The following is a 14,756-nucleotide window of genomic DNA, read 5'->3' on the forward strand; positions in this document are numbered from 1 at the left end:
TCGGCAATTTACACAAAACTAATGGAAAATATAAATCACTCTGACAAAATGCAAGGGACTCAATGGACGGAAAGGCGCAAAAAAACGAATATTAAACCCTAAAAAAAGAAGGGTGAAGCGTGGGTACGCTTCACCTTCGAATCCGATTACCGGGCAGAGGCATTGTCAATGGTCTGACCGAAAAATACCGCATTCAGAAATAATTTATTGGTGCCAAACCAGAAGGCCCGAAAATTAGGATTGTCTACAAAACCAATGATTCTCCCGCTGCCCAGGGCAGAAATCTGTACGACACCCTTGTTTTTCATCATTTCCAGGTTTTCGGGATGAACATAGCCACTGGCCAGCGGCGTGTCTGTATACACCAGGGGATTGGCAAAGGGGTTGGAGGATAGATCCAGAAATTGATTCCCTGATTTGAATACATGAAGGTTTTCAGCCGGGTACCCATAGCCAATGGGGTGGGTGGTATCCAGTTTGGCTTTAAATATAGCACCACCTGTCACCTTAGCTCCTCGTTCATTTGCCAGGTTGGCATAAGGGGCTTGACTGGCTGTGGAGGTGTCTTTCGGAGATAGAAATTTAAAGGCGGCCAATTCATTCCCTGTCAGCCAATTCATGGCAGCACCTCTCGCGATAAGGGTACCCCCATTTTCTATCCAGGCCTTTAGTTTATTGACCCCATTTTCTCCAATTCGGGAATAATTTCCTGTTGGCAAAATAAGCACGCTGTACCGGCTAAGATCGGCAGAAGAGAGGCGGGTTGCTGGCATCAGGGTCAGTGGAATTTCCATTCGCTGGTCAAATAAATGCCAAATTTCCCCTGCATCGGAGCTTCCCACTCCTTCATCTACCAATAGGGCAATGGAGGGTTGTTCCAACACATCGATACTGGGTGAGCCCAGGTTAATTCCGGAGGTGTATCCGGTAGATAGGGCGTGTATCGTGACACCCGTGCTGGCAGCGATATCCTGCATGTCTTCATAAAAGGTTTCTTCGCTATTATCAGAAGTGCCTTTTTCTACTAAGATCGTCCCGCGGTTAAAAATAGTACCCAGCTGGTTTTGAAATTTTTCGTGTGTGACGCGCACCTGGTATCCTTTTTCCATCAGTTGGTACAGCGCTTTTGGGGCATAGTATTCCTCCCATCCAAAGGCGTAGCTGTAGGCACCGGCTGCCCCCAATACCTTACCTTCCCGGAATTGAATGCCCGCACTGACATCTTCCACTTCCGCCAGATTGAGGATCCGACTACTGAGTGCCATGGAGTTCAGATTAAATGCCATGGGCATGTTCCAGGTAGAAACATCATAGAAAAGGCTGTCCTGAAATTCCGTCCGCGTTTCAAACATGGTTTTGATCATTTTATATTGCGGCTGATCCAGTGGTACGATAAAGGAGTTGCCGGAACTAAAAGGCACTCCGTTCATGTTTACGTCTTCTTCCAAACTGTACAGCTCAATATCGTGCTGCAATAAGAGGTCCGCAAAATGATAGGCTCTGCCATAGTCTTCATCCGATCCGAATATATAGGCTTTGTCATCATCTTCCGTGTACTCGGTTTTGGAGTCTTCGTAGAAATCGACCATGTATTGGTTGAGTTCTACCCGCATGTCACGGGCAGCTTCAAAGGATGAGAGTGCCGTAGTAAATTGATTTCGGATGGTAAAGGGAAAAGAGATTTCGCCATACACATTTTCCTGGAGGTGCCCTCTGGAAGAGGCCTGTTCAAACAATATCCCAATGGCACCCTGAATATCCGGATAGGTGGAGCCTTTTCCGTAATAATAGTCGTCGAAACTCTCCCTGGTATAATACAGAGAACCGATTTCATCCAGATAGCGGGCGTGATATTGGGCTATTTTCTCTGTTAATTCCATGTTTTTTTCCGGCGTTAGCGGATTATTTCGACTGGGGATGCCTGGCTGGAAGAAGAAAGTGCTGTTGGTTCCCATCTCGTGAAAGTCCAACACAATATTCGGCAGCCATTTTTGAAGCTGACTGATTCGTCCTCTTGATTCGGGATGCTGTACTGGAAGCCAATCCCTGTTAAGATCAAACCAGTAGTGATTGGTCCGTCCCCTCGGCCAGGTTTCGTTAAGCTCACGATTATTGGGGTCTCCGTTGGGGTGGTAGCTTCTATGGCTATTTACCCAGGAGGCAAAGCGGTTTATACCATCCGGATTAATGGCAGGATCAATAAGTAAAATCATATTTTCCAGGTCCTCAGCAATTTCTGAGGCGGCCGTGAAATGATAGGCAGACAGAAGGGAAGCATTTACTCCCGAAGCCTCATTTCCATGAACCGAATGGCCCATGTACATGACTACGGGCAATTCCTGCGGATTGGCCGTACCGCTTCGCAAACCAGCTCTCTCCGACTTGATAGCTTCCAGGTTACGAATATTTTCCGGAGAGGAGACTGCCAACATTAGCAAAGGCCGCTTTTCATAGCTTTGCCCGTATTCGATGACTACTGCACGCGGGGAATTTTCGGCAACGGTCCTAAAATAATGAACCACCTGAGAATGATTGGCATGCCAGGCTCCGACTTCAAACCCCAGAACAGCAGAAGGTTTGGGTATGCTGTTATCGTAAGTAGACGTTTCCGGGAGGTAGTACTCCAGGCTTACTTCCTCCTGCGCCCGGGCGGTTAAAAAAAAGAGCAAAAGCAGGATGCTTGATAAGGTAAATTTCATATTACTTGATTTAGTCGGAGAAATAAATAGGATTCAGAAAACAAATATGAAAATACTAATTTTCATCAAGGAAAAGGGGCCATCTATCAAATCTATTCAAATATTTGCTTTAAAGCCTGGTTCAGGTCACTGTAGAGGTATTGAAATCCAGTACCCTCCATTTTTTCCGAACTTACCCGATTGCCGCCCAGAACCATTTGCGCCATTTCCCCCAGGACGATCTTTAAAGCAAATCCCGGCACTCCTATATCGATAAAAGGTTTTCCTTTAAAGCGAGCTGCTTTCTTCGTCAAACCACGGTTGGTTACCGGCACTGGCCCAACGGCATTGTAAATACCCGATAAGCCGGGGTTTTCCAAGGCATGCACAAACATTCTAGAAAGGTCTTCTATGTGAATCCAGCTCATGTATTGTCTTCCATTTCCCAATGGAGCTGCCACCGGGGGCTTGAGGATTTCAGGTAAGGCTCCTCCGTCTTTTGATAACACGATTCCTATTCGCAGGAGTACGGTACGGATTTTTAGGTCCTGGATTTTTTCTGTTGCCGTCTCCCATTCCTTCACTACCGTGGCGAGGAAGTCCTTTCCGGGAGGATTTCCTTCGAAAACTAATTTTTCTCCCGTATTAAATCCGTAATACCCCACCGCACTGGAGCTGATCAAAGCTTTGGGTTTGTCTTTTATTTTTTGGAGTTCCTGATAAAGCAAATGGCCGCTTTTTACGCGGCTATCCAAAATTTCCTTCTTCCGACTATCGGTCCAGCGCTTATCGGCCACACCAGCACCGGCAAGATGAATGATTCCATTCGCCCAATAAAGCGACTCCTGATCCAGAATACCTTTCTCAGGGTCCCAATAAAAAGACTTTTGCTTTTGTTTGTCCGGATTTCTACTAAGCCAGGCCACGTCTTTGCCTTGACTCTGCAGCAATTTTGTAATCGAATTGCCGATTAATCCGGAACCTCCGGTAATCAATATATTTTGCATCCTTATTTTTTCTTCCGTGGTTACTTTTTACTGACTGTTCACTCATCAAAAATTATTCCATCTAGGGGATGCGTTACGGATTTTTCCAGGATGCAGCAACGCAGCTAGTGTCCCATTTCCACAAATGGGCCATACCGGTAAGTAAGGACGGATTCCATCAAGATTTCCGTGACAAGTTTTAAATTCTTTCCCTATATTTGCAGCCCTTGGTGATGGGGTTCCACCAGAATCGGTGATGGATGACGTGATCGTCGGATCATCCCTAACAAACCGCTGCTACTTCCCTGCAGCTGATGACTCCTGCTTCAACTGATAGTACCTGTTATTCTCAGGTTTCGTTTTGTATGCATCGTTGTCCGTTTGTTTATGTTGAAGAGGAGCAAGAAATTATTACCACTGACCAAGTTTCTTTTTCAGGAACTGGTTCCTAGTCTCAAATTCACTTTTCGTTGGCTTTTTCTGTCCATCGTGATTGGCTTAGCAGTAGGATCTGCGTCAGCCTTTTTTTTAATTGCATTGGACTGGGCGACGCGCTACAGGGAAGGTCATCTCTGGCTTATCGGGTTTCTGCCTCTCGGTGGGTTTTTTATCGGGTGGATGTACCACCAATTTGGCAGTTCAGTGGTGAAAGGAAATAACCAGCTACTGGAGGAATTTTACAATCCCATGCAAGTGATTCCGCTACGAATGGCGCCCCTGGTACTTGGAGGGACGGTCCTTACCCATTTTTTTGGTGGGTCGGCTGGAAGAGAAGGCACCGCTGTACAAATGGGAGGAGCCCTGGCCGACCAATTCACCAAATGGTTTAAACTATCTGCTCAGGATCGGAAAATCATCCTGACTATTGGGGTGGCTGCAGGGTTTTCTTCCGTTTTTGGAACCCCTTTGGCAGGAGCCGTTTTTGCCTTGGAATGGCTCATTATCGGAAGACTGAGATACGAATCTATTTTGCCGGCATTCTTCGCCGCCTATCTGGCAGATTTTGCCTGTTCCGGCTTATGGAACGTCCCTCATACGCACTACTCCATTCCCTATGTACCCGATTCCGATCTAATTAACTTTCTCTGGGTCATTCCGGCGGGCATATGCTTTGGCCTGGTAGGAAGGCTTTTTGCGAAGAGCACCCATCTCTGGTCGGCATTCTTTACCAAAGTCATCAAATATCCTCCCTTGCGTCCCCTGGCCGGGGGGCTGATCATTGCCAGCTCTGTTTATTTCATGGGAACTACCAAGTATATAGGACTTGGTATTCCCACCATTGTGGATGCCTTTTCCGAAGACCTGCCCTGGTATGACTTTTTCGTGAAGCTACTGAAAACCTCCATCACTTTAGGAGCAGGTTTTAAAGGGGGAGAGGTCACACCGTTGTTTTACATGGGGTCTACGCTGGGGAATGCCTTATCTGTAGTCATACCATTGCCATTGGCATTATTGGCGGGGATGGGTTTTGTCGGCGTTTTTTCAGGAGCCACCAATACCCCATTAGCCTGTACCCTAATGGGTATGGAACTTTTTGGTGCCGAACCCGGGGTTTTTATTGGATTGGCTTGTGTAATAGCTTATTTGTTTAGTGGCCATGGAGGAATTTACAGCTCGCAGGTTATTGGTTCTCCGAAATACACGCAACAGGGTAGGAAGAAAGGAAAGAAAATAGGCTAACCCATTTTTCAGACTAAAATTAGGTTTTACTGCGGTTTATTCCTCCGTTAAAAAACTTTAATAAAAAAACTTGCGTGTTGGCACAACAAAATCACAGGATAATTCGTCTTCATTTTAAATTAATTCTTAGGGAAAACTATGAAAAATATCACAGCCATGCGTAAAGCAATTGGGGTGTTTCAATCTTATGGCATTCCACTCACAGGGAAAAAGAAAGCAGCCAATTTTTATTATGATTTAAGAATGGACAAAATTTTTGTTTCAGGCTTGATTTTCGAACTGGAATATGAACTAAAAAAAGAATTAGAGGATGACAAAATTGCCCGCATCCAAACCCCATCGGAATTGATTGATTCTTTGTTGCAGGCATCTTAATTAATAATTCGGATTTTTTCAATACTCTTATTAAGCTAACCTGGTGGCAAGCGGGCATTTTTTTACCGATTCCTAGCCCCAGGCAATGGCAGTCGGATCTCCCTGTTATTAAATTCACCAAATACATTCTTATGTAAAGGATGCTTCCGTTTTTTTTATTCGGGGCTCCTTTTAAAGTAGGCTGGATTGGCAAAAAGGAATGATAAATATTAGCGCAATTTTCTTTAAACCAGACCGCACTGTTTGATTCCAGTAAGAATTTTCTTTTATTTATAAACAAACTTGTTTGAATTAAACATTAACAAAACCCAAATAATGAAACAAAGAAGGGAGTTTATTAAAAAATCGATTTTTGGTGCGGGTGGATTGACCATCGGTGCCATGGGCTTTAATGCAAAGTCTTACGGAGCAATAATAGGTGCCAATGAAAGGTTCCGGATAGCAGTTTGTGGGGTAAATGGACGGGGGAAGACCCATATCCGGGAATTTTCCGAGCACAAGGATTCCGAAATTGCTTATCTGGTAGACCCGGATAGTCGTGTACTGGGAGAGCGCGTTCAGTCCCTTCGAGATGGAGAGACAAAAAGTAACCGGGTAAAAGCGGAAACAGATGTCAGGCGGGTGTTGGAGGACAGTGAGATCGATGCCATCAGTGTGGCTACTCCCAATAATTGGCATTCCCTGATGGTGGTCTGGGCTGCGCAGGCGGGCAAGCATTGCTATGTGGAAAAGCCTGCCAGTCATGATGTTCACGAAGGAAGAATTGCCCTGGCGGCAGCCGAAAAATACGGCATTGTCGTTCAACACGGAACGCAAAGACGAAGCAGTGATAACTGGGCAAAGCAAATTGGGGAAATTAAATCTGGCATGTATGGAAAAATGAAAGTTTCCCATGGATTTGCCTGTAAGCCCAGGGCGGGAATAGGCTACCGGCCGGTAACCAATCCACCTGATCATCTGGACTGGAACTTATGGAAGGGGCCTTCCATCATTGATGGTTACCACGAAAACCTGGTTCATTATAATTGGCATTGGTTTTGGCAAGTGGGAAACGGGGAATTGAATAACCAGGGAACGCATCAATTGGACGTAGCCTACTGGGCGCTGGATGATGAAGTCGCCAATACCCACCCAAAAAGAGTAATGGCTATTGGCGGGCGTTTCAAGTGGGATGATCAGGGAGAGACACCCAATACCATGTTTGCGCTGGCCGAATTTGCCAATGGGCAGTACGTTTTCTTTAATGTTAGAAACGTCGATCACGAGGGCTACCAACGAGAGGTAACTAACCGGTTTTATTTTGAAGATGGAGGCAGGTTGATGGAAGGTGGAGAGTACACCTCTCATCAGGGCAGTCAACCCAGAAATGTCAACGCAAGTCCCGTAAAAATTACCCCTGGTGGTGCATTCGGCAGTTTTATTGCCGCTTGCAAAGCGAACGATCCCATGATGGCCAATGGTAATATGTACGATGCACATTACAGTTGTACCATGGGACACCTGATGAACATCTCCTACCGACTGGGTAAAAAAGTTCCCTTTAATGCCAAGGCAGGAAGGTTTGGAGATAACCCGCTGGCGTTTGAAGAATTTATGAAAATCCATGAAATAGCCAGAGATGGTATGGGCGTTCCAGTAGACCAGGCCGAATACGTGGTAGGTCCATGGCTGGAATTCGACGGAGAAGCAGAGCATTTTGTGGGAGAAGGATCACTGGAAGCCAATCGCCTCTTGTACGACCCGCGAAGAGCAGAATTTGACTTGCCTTCTCCCGGTTCCGTATAAACTCCAAACGACCACCTTTAGCAAGGTAGGATACCAGTAGTGGGGATTTCCGATCAGGTGACCTTTGTCGGATCATCCAAAAAGTAGCAATGGGGATGCCGGCTCATGCCGATTTTAGGATAATAATCCACCGCTTTTGGGGCGGATAAGAGAATTAACTTAGCCAGGGGATAGGCCGCCTTGGTCTTTAGGATCAATGTTTTGCCTATCCCTTGTTTTTGGAAGTCCCGATGAACAGCCAGATCCGATAAATAGGTGCAGAAGGCTTGGTCTGTTAGTGACCTGGCGACTCCAACCAGCAGTCCGTCTTTTCTGGCAGTGAGGATCAGATTGGCATGCCGTAGCATGATTTCCAGTCTTTTTAGGTCTGCCACCGGTCTTCTTTCTCCCAAAGTGGAAGCTATAAGCACTTCCTGGAATTCCTGGACAGACAGATGGTTTTCTTCCTGATACTTAATTTTTTCCACCGTTATCGAATAGATTGCCTTATTTTTCCTTTTACAGAACAAAGGTAAGCCTATTTTTATGTTCTATATATCGGAAAAAACCAATATCTTGCATTTGATGTAATTCAGAACCATCGACGATAACCAAAAACCAAAGGACCATGAAGAGTAGACGAAATTTTTTACAAAAACTGACCCTTTCTGCAGTTTCCTTACCACTAATACCAGGTTTGAAATCCAGCACCTTCTCCGGCTGGCAGAAAAGGGCTTCTCAGGATACCCTGTTGCGTGTGGCTATAATGGGACTTGGGAGTTATGGAACAAGGGTAGCAGAAGCCATGCAGGACAGTAAAAAGGCAAAATTGGTTGGTGTCATCAGTGGGACCCCCTCAAAAATTTCAGCCTGGCAGAAAAAGTACGACATCCCGCCTAAAAACTGCTATAACTACGAAAATTTTGATGCGATTAAGGACAATCCGGACATCGATGCCGTATACATCATTACCCCAAACGCACTTCATCATCCCCAGACCTTGCGCGTGGCTGCAGCAGGGAAACACGTCATTTGTGAAAAGCCAATGGCCCTCAATGCGGAACAGGGCAGAGAGATGGTGGAAGCTTGCAAGCAGGCAGGCGTTAAACTTTTGGTGGGTTACCGCATGCATTTTGAAGCCAATACCCTAGAGGTTATCCGCATGAGAGAAGCAGGTGAATTTGGAGAAATCAAATTTTTTCAGGGCCTGAGCGGGTTTAAAATCGGCGATCCTAGCCAATGGCGCCTAAATAAGGAGCTCGCAGGAGGGGGAGCCATGATGGATATCGGTATTTATTCTATCAATGGTGCCCGATACATGATAGGAAAAGAGCCCATCTGGGTGACTGCTCAGGAGACCAAAACAGATCCGGTAAAATTCAAAGAAGGAGTGGATGAAACAATATTATTTCAGTTTGGATTTCCCGAAGGAATTGTGGCCTCCTGTCTTTCCACCTATAGCATGGGAAACCTGGATCGGTTTTTTCTCAACGGCACCCAGGGTTTTGCCGAGATGCAGCCTTCTACGGGATATGGTCCTATAAAGGGGAAAACACATAAAGGTCCATTGGATAACCCCCATATCACCCATCAGACGGTACAAATGGACCGCATGGCAGAAATCATACTGGAAGGGGACACCGCAAAAGTGCCTGTAGATGGCGAGGAAGGTCTGAAAGATCTAATCATCATCGATACCATTTACAAAGCAGTAGCCTCGGGTAGAAAGGAGCTTATCGATCTGAGTTAAATTAGTACTCAGGCAAGCTCGGTTTCATCTGTTTATTAATATTTTTAATGGTCAGATGGAATCTCGCATGATTAATAGTCATCCCACTATGTGACGTTCTCGTCATGCTCGATTTCCTATGGTCCTATTTTTAAGCGAACATAGCTTGTCCCGTACGCACGGAGGGCATTGCCTTTCCTGATCCTTATTGGGGAACATCTCGCATAGTAGAATATTCATTCCACTATGTCCTGCTTGCCGTATGCTTGATTTCTTCCTTCTCTCCCCTAAATCAGATGGGCAAGAATAAATGGAATGTAAGGAAGGAACGTATTTGCCCCTACTTTGTGAATCGAATTGCAGGGGATGTCGGAGAATTGGTTTAATTTTGGGCTTAGAAAAATGATTGCCGACGTGTATAAGTATTTAATCAAGCCTATTTTATTCCTTCAAGACGCTGAGTCAGCGCATCATTTCACCTTTTCCTGGATCAAAAGGCTGTTTAACTTGCCCTTATTGCATTCCCTGATTAAATCGGCTTTTGCCTTTGAGCATCAGGATTTGGAAAGGGAGGTATTTGGATTGAAGTTCAGCAATCCCATTGGTCTGGCGGCTGGTTTTGATAAGGACGCGAAGCTAATTGACGAGATGGCCATGCTTGGTTTTGGTTTTATAGAAATCGGCACGCTCACTCCCAGGGCTCAGGGCGGTAATCCCAAACCCCGACTTTTCAGACTTCCCGAAGACCAGGCCCTGATCAATAGGATGGGCTTTAACAACGGGGGAGTGGCGGCTGCCGTGGAGCGGCTAAAAAAGCGGAATGCCAAAATTTTGGTGGGGGGAAATATTGGTAAGAATAAGGATACTCCGAACGAACAAGCCCTGGAGGATTACTTATATTGCATTCATGCCTTGCATCCCTATGTTGACTATTTTGTAGTAAATGTAAGTTCGCCAAATACCCCTGGGTTAAGGGAATTGCAAGACAAGGAGCCGCTTCAGCACTTGTTAACGGCAGTAAAAAAGACCATGGAGAGTTACCCAAAGACCCGGCCAGTGTTGCTCAAAATTGCTCCGGATCTGTCGGACGGACAATTGGATGATATCATAGCTATCGTCAGGGAAACTGGAATCGATGGGGTGGTGGCCACCAATACAACCATTGAAAGGGGAGAGTTGAAAACTTCTCCGGAAGCAGTAGCGGCCATTGGAGCAGGGGGTCTTAGTGGTAAGGTATTAAAGGATAGGAGTACGGAGGTAATCCGCTACCTGGCTCAAAAGTCCGGGAATGCTTTTCCGATTATTGGGGTTGGAGGCATTTTTTCCGCTTCGGATGCCAGGGAAAAACTCGAAGCCGGGGCCAGTCTGGTGCAAATTTACTCTGGAATGATTTATGAGGGGCCAGCATTGGTGAAGCGATTGAAAAAGGGTTTGATCAAGGGTTGAGGGAGCTAGCAATTCTTTTTTATTTCTAATGCAAGCGTTAAATTACATCCCGAATAGTGGAGGAAAGGAATAACCATGACTGCAAATACGTACAAAAAAAATACGTTTAAGAAAAAATCAGGTCCTGTAAAAGGAGCAGAAAAGCCAAAGCGCTCCTTTTCATGGGCTGTTTTTAAGGATAAACGCTGGGGTTTATCGTTTGGCATTTTTTTTATGATGTTTGCCATTTTCATGTTTTTGGCATTTTTAAGTTACCTTTTTGCAGGACAGGCCGATCAAAGTCTGGTGAGTGATTCGGGCGTACCTTTACGTACAAAAGGTGGGGAGACCCAAAATCTTCTGGGATACAGTGGTGCGGTGATGTCGCATTACATGATTTTCAGATGGTTTGGGCTGGCTGCTTTGCTTTTTCCTCCCTTTCTGTTTCTATGGGGCTATCGCCTATCGTTTAAAAATAGCCTGATCTCCTTGAGTCGGTACGCTTTTTTCTCCTTGTTTTTTCTGGTGTGGCTGGGATTGTTATTAGGGTACCTGGTCCATTTAATTGATGGCTTTAATTACCTGGCATTCCTAAGTGGTGGTTTGGGATACGAATTGGCGCTGATTGCGGACGAATTACTGGGTTGGGGAACGTTCATTCTTATTTTCGGTTCGCTCTTAATATTCGTTATTGTATTTTTTAACGTAGAGAAAATCAGCTGGTTTGGAGATACTGAAACGGGCACCGCTACCGGGGGAGAAGATGAAAAATCGGCTCATCCACTACAGGATCCGGTTCCTGAAAACACAGAGGTCGTGGAGGATTTGGATTCCCCAGGAGAAGAAGAAACCTCAGAGAACAGCTGGAAATTGTCTGAAAAAGAAAAGCCTGCTCCTCAAAAAGGCGGTTCTGAATCACCCGCATTCAATGTGGAGGATCGAACTCAAATGACCGAATCAGAGGAGGAAAAAGCTGCTGATAACTTTTTTGTAGCCGCCCAACACGAGGAAGAAAAAACGGCCGATACCGTCGTGAACTCTGATCCCTACGACCCTACGCTGGACCTTCCCAGTTATCAATTTCCCACGCTGGACTTGCTGAATGAATACGATCAGCAAAAAGTTACGGTTACCAGGCAGGAATTGGAGGAGAATAAAAACAAGATTGTAGAAACCCTTGTTAATTTCAAAATCGGGATTCAGGAAATTAAGGCCACCATTGGACCTACCGTCACCTTGTACGAGATCATTCCGGATCCAGGGGTGAAAATCAGCAAGATCAAGAATCTGGAAGATGACATCGCTTTGAGCCTGGCCGCTTTGGGCATCCGAATCATCGCTCCCATTCCGGGAAAAGGCACCATAGGGATTGAGGTGCCGAATAAAAACCGGGAATTGGTGGCCGCAAGGTCGGTATTGGGTACGGAAAAATTCATGAAGAGCGATAAAGACCTGCCGGTGGCCCTTGGAAAAACCATTTCAAACGAGGTCTTCGTTGTGGATTTAGCCAAAATGCCCCATTTACTAATGGCAGGAGCTACCGGACAGGGAAAATCGGTAGGATTAAACATGATTCTTGCCTCCCTGATTTACAAGAAACATCCTTCACAGTTAAAGTTGATTCTGGTAGATCCGAAAAAAGTAGAATTAACCCTTTTTAATAAAATAGAAAGGCACTTTCTGGCAAAGCTTCCCAACGCCGAGGAAGCCATAATCACAGATACAAAAAAGGTGATTTATACCTTAAATTCGCTTTGCATTGAAATGGACAATCGGTACGATTTGTTGAAGGAGGCAGGTTGCAGAAATTTGAAGGAGTATAATACCAAGTTTGTTGCCCGGAAATTGAACCCTGAAAAGGGGCATCAATTTATGCCCTATATTGTATTGGTGATCGACGAATTGGCGGATTTGATGATGACAGCCGGAAAGGAAATCGAAGGGCCCATTGCCAGGCTTGCTCAATTGGCCAGAGCCATCGGGATACACCTGGTGCTGGCGACGCAGCGACCCTCCGTTAATGTTATTACCGGAATTATTAAGGCGAATTTTCCCGCCAGGTTGTCTTTCAGGGTTACCAGCAAGATCGACAGCCGCACCATTCTGGATGCAGGGGGTGCCGAGCAGTTAATCGGCATGGGAGACATGCTGTTGTCCATGGGTTCGGATGTGATCCGGTTACAGTGTGCATTTCTGGATACCCCCGAAGTAGATTCAATATGCGAATGGATCGGTGATCAGCGGGGCTATCCGGATGCGTATTTACTCCCGGAATTCGTGGGCGAAGAAGGAGACGGTGGTTTGGGAGAAGTAGACCTTGCGGACAGAGACCCATTATTTGACGATGCCGCCAGGTTGATCGTCATGCACCAACAGGGAAGTACTTCGTTGATCCAGCGGAAGCTGAAACTAGGTTATAACCGGGCAGGAAGGATCATTGATCAGCTCGAAGCGGCTGGTGTGGTAGGAGCATTTGAAGGGAGCAAAGCCAGAGAAGTATTGGTACAGGACGAAAACAGTTTGGAACAATTATTGAACAACCTTTAGAACAGATTGTAAAAGAAAAATGACAAGCAAAAACAAAATCGCCTTAAGTCTTGCTTTCCTTTGGAGTTTTCAAATCGCAGTTGGGCAGAATGACCCCAAAGCGGTAGAGATTTTATCAGAAGTAAGTGAAAATTACCAAAAGCTGAACGGGTTTTCGGCTACCTTTGAATATGCCTACGCTACCGAAGATGAGGGTTTGATACAAACCAATACGGGAGAGGTAACCGTCAAGGGGGAAAAATACCGGCTTACGCTAAATGACCAGGAAATTTTTAATAATGGGAATACCGTATGGACCCTCATTAAATCCAGCAAGTATAAGGAGGTAACCATTAATAACGTGGAGGAAGATACAGAAGAATTGACCCCTTCCAACATTTATACGATTTATCAAAAAGGATATCAGGCTGAGTTAGTCGGAAGTGATCAGAAGAATGGAGTGGCTGTTCATGAAATTCTACTTACCGCCGAAAAGAAATCATCTCAATTTGAAAAAATCACGCTTTTTATTGACAAGTCCAAGCTGGATCTCGTTGCCTGGGAAATCCAAGATGACGTAGGAGGGACGTTTACGTATTCTTTTAAGGATTTGGACAGCAATGTCAATGTTATGGATGATTATTTCGTATTTAATACCCAAGAAAATCAGGATGTTGAAGTCATCGACCTGAGGTAAGGTAGGTATACTTTGACACTACTGTGCTTATTTTTTCTATTTTTGTGGCATGACATCAGGGGAAATATACGCGGAAATTCAAAAAAAGCAATCGTTTCTTTGTGTTGGGTTGGATCCTGCCCTGGAAAAAATCCCCAACCACCTGCTCAAGGAGCAAGATCCGATTTTTGCCTTTAACAAGGCGATCATTGATGCCACCATCGATCAGGCGGTCGCCTATAAGCCTAACTTGGCCTTTTACGAAGCCCTGGGCCCCGGAGGATGGGAGACGTTGCAGAAAACCCTGGACTATTTGCCCGCCGAAGTCTTTACCATTGCCGATGCCAAAAGAGGGGATATTGGAAATACTTCTACCTTGTATGCCAGGGCCTTTTTCGAAAAAATGAATTTTGATGCCATTACAGTAGCCCCTTACATGGGTGAGGATAGTGTGAGTCCTTTTTTGAAATTTGAAGGGAAATGGGTGATTTTACTGGCACTGACCTCCAACCGGGGGAGTCATGATTTTCAATTGATAGAGGACAAGGAGGGAACGCCTTTATTTGCATCGGTATTGGAAAAAAGTAAATCCTGGGGGACACCGCAGAATACCATGTACGTGGTGGGAGCTACCCGTGGACCTGCGATTCAATCGGTACGGGAAATCATCCCCGAACATTTTTTATTAGTACCTGGAGTGGGGGCGCAGGGGGGAAGCCTGGAAGAAGTCGCCCGGTATGGTATGAATGCGAGTTGCGGATTGTTGGTGAATTCTTCTCGTGGAATAATCTACGCCTCATCCGGAAGGGATTTTGCCGAGGCGGCCAAGAAGGAAGCCCAGTCGCTTCAAACCTCCATGGAAAAGCTACTAAATCAATACTGCGGCTGATATTTGCGCACGTATTTTCTCCAAAAAC

11 protein-coding genes and 1 riboswitch are annotated in these 14,756 nt (G+C 45.5%); of the genes, 8 read left to right on the top strand and 3 right to left on the bottom strand.

Going from position 1 to position 14,756, the window contains the following annotated elements:
• Positions 1-146 precede the first annotated feature (146 nt).
• Together GJQ68_RS05285 and GJQ68_RS05290 are read right to left on the bottom strand one after the other, a co-directional pair.
• Positions 147-2,699: a M14 family metallopeptidase gene (locus GJQ68_RS05285; RefSeq protein ID WP_162416273.1), complete on the bottom strand. Its 2,553-nt coding sequence runs from the start codon at positions 2,697-2,699 to the stop codon at positions 147-149.
• 92 nt (positions 2,700-2,791) lie between these two features.
• The gene (locus GJQ68_RS05290) at positions 2,792-3,685 is read right to left on the bottom strand and encodes a TIGR01777 family oxidoreductase (RefSeq protein WP_162416274.1); all 894 of its coding nucleotides are present in this window, start codon (positions 3,683-3,685) and stop codon (positions 2,792-2,794) included.
• 199 nt (positions 3,686-3,884) lie between these two features.
• Positions 3,885-3,995, top strand: a riboswitch (Fluoride riboswitch).
• A gap of 56 nt (positions 3,996-4,051) precedes the next feature.
• Here GJQ68_RS05290 and GJQ68_RS05295 point away from each other — a divergent pair.
• From GJQ68_RS05295 to GJQ68_RS05305, 3 genes are all read left to right on the top strand, one after another.
• The gene (locus GJQ68_RS05295) at positions 4,052-5,344 is read left to right on the top strand and encodes a voltage-gated chloride channel family protein (RefSeq protein WP_162416275.1); all 1,293 of its coding nucleotides are present in this window, start codon (positions 4,052-4,054) and stop codon (positions 5,342-5,344) included.
• 138 nt (positions 5,345-5,482) lie between these two features.
• Positions 5,483-5,719 carry an acyl carrier protein gene (locus GJQ68_RS05300; RefSeq protein ID WP_162341132.1) on the top strand — a complete coding sequence of 79 codons (237 nt, stop codon included), beginning with the start codon at positions 5,483-5,485 and terminating at the stop codon, positions 5,717-5,719.
• 315 nt (positions 5,720-6,034) lie between these two features.
• Entirely contained in the window at positions 6,035-7,504 is a 1,470-nt protein-coding gene (locus tag GJQ68_RS05305) for a Gfo/Idh/MocA family protein (protein ID WP_162416276.1), read from the top strand.
• Positions 7,505-7,557: 53 nt separating this feature from the next.
• Here GJQ68_RS05305 and GJQ68_RS05310 read toward each other — a convergent pair whose 3' ends face one another.
• A complete protein-coding gene (locus GJQ68_RS05310; RefSeq protein ID WP_235941114.1) occupies positions 7,558-7,971 on the bottom strand; it encodes a GNAT family N-acetyltransferase in 414 nt (137 codons plus the stop codon).
• A gap of 140 nt (positions 7,972-8,111) precedes the next feature.
• Between GJQ68_RS05310 and GJQ68_RS05315 the strand changes: the two genes are divergently transcribed.
• The 5 genes from GJQ68_RS05315 to pyrF all read left to right on the top strand — a co-directional run bounded on the left by GJQ68_RS05315 (position 8,112) and on the right by pyrF (position 14,728).
• Positions 8,112-9,233: a Gfo/Idh/MocA family protein gene (locus GJQ68_RS05315; RefSeq protein ID WP_162416277.1), complete on the top strand. Its 1,122-nt coding sequence runs from the start codon at positions 8,112-8,114 to the stop codon at positions 9,231-9,233.
• Positions 9,234-9,626: 393 nt separating this feature from the next.
• Positions 9,627-10,658 (top strand): quinone-dependent dihydroorotate dehydrogenase, encoded by a 1,032-nt coding sequence (locus tag GJQ68_RS05320; RefSeq protein ID WP_162416278.1) that lies wholly within the window; start codon positions 9,627-9,629, stop codon positions 10,656-10,658.
• Between the two features lie 75 nt (positions 10,659-10,733).
• Entirely contained in the window at positions 10,734-13,184 is a 2,451-nt protein-coding gene (locus tag GJQ68_RS05325) for an FtsK/SpoIIIE family DNA translocase (RefSeq protein WP_162416279.1), read from the top strand.
• 19 nt (positions 13,185-13,203) lie between these two features.
• Entirely contained in the window at positions 13,204-13,860 is a 657-nt protein-coding gene (locus GJQ68_RS05330; protein ID WP_162416280.1) for a LolA family protein, read from the top strand.
• A 49-nt stretch (positions 13,861-13,909) separates the two neighbouring features.
• Positions 13,910-14,728, top strand: a complete 819-nt coding sequence (pyrF, locus tag GJQ68_RS05335; RefSeq protein WP_162416281.1) for an orotidine-5'-phosphate decarboxylase — start codon at positions 13,910-13,912, stop codon at positions 14,726-14,728.
• Positions 14,729-14,756: the final 28 nt, after the last annotated feature.

It is taken from the genome of Cyclobacterium roseum, assembly GCF_010119225.1.
Classification (GTDB): domain Bacteria; phylum Bacteroidota; class Bacteroidia; order Cytophagales; family Cyclobacteriaceae; genus Cyclobacterium; species Cyclobacterium roseum.

Excerpts from the sequence above, each read along its gene's own strand:
- GJQ68_RS05330 (WP_162416280.1), top strand. The coding sequence starts at position 13,204 with ATGACAAGCAAAAACAAAATCGCCTTAAGTCTTGCTTTCCTTTGGAGT.
- GJQ68_RS05285 (WP_162416273.1), bottom strand. The coding sequence starts at position 2,699 with ATGAAATTTACCTTATCAAGCATCCTGCTTTTGCTCTTTTTTTTAACC.
- GJQ68_RS05290 (WP_162416274.1), bottom strand. The coding sequence starts at position 3,685 with ATGCAAAATATATTGATTACCGGAGGTTCCGGATTAATCGGCAATTCG.
- GJQ68_RS05300 (WP_162341132.1), top strand. The coding sequence starts at position 5,483 with ATGAAAAATATCACAGCCATGCGTAAAGCAATTGGGGTGTTTCAATCT.
- GJQ68_RS05295 (WP_162416275.1), top strand. The coding sequence starts at position 4,052 with ATGTTGAAGAGGAGCAAGAAATTATTACCACTGACCAAGTTTCTTTTT.
- GJQ68_RS05325 (WP_162416279.1), top strand. The coding sequence starts at position 10,734 with ATGACTGCAAATACGTACAAAAAAAATACGTTTAAGAAAAAATCAGGT.
- GJQ68_RS05305 (WP_162416276.1), top strand. The coding sequence starts at position 6,035 with ATGAAACAAAGAAGGGAGTTTATTAAAAAATCGATTTTTGGTGCGGGT.
- GJQ68_RS05315 (WP_162416277.1), top strand. The coding sequence starts at position 8,112 with ATGAAGAGTAGACGAAATTTTTTACAAAAACTGACCCTTTCTGCAGTT.
- pyrF (WP_162416281.1), top strand. The coding sequence starts at position 13,910 with ATGACATCAGGGGAAATATACGCGGAAATTCAAAAAAAGCAATCGTTT.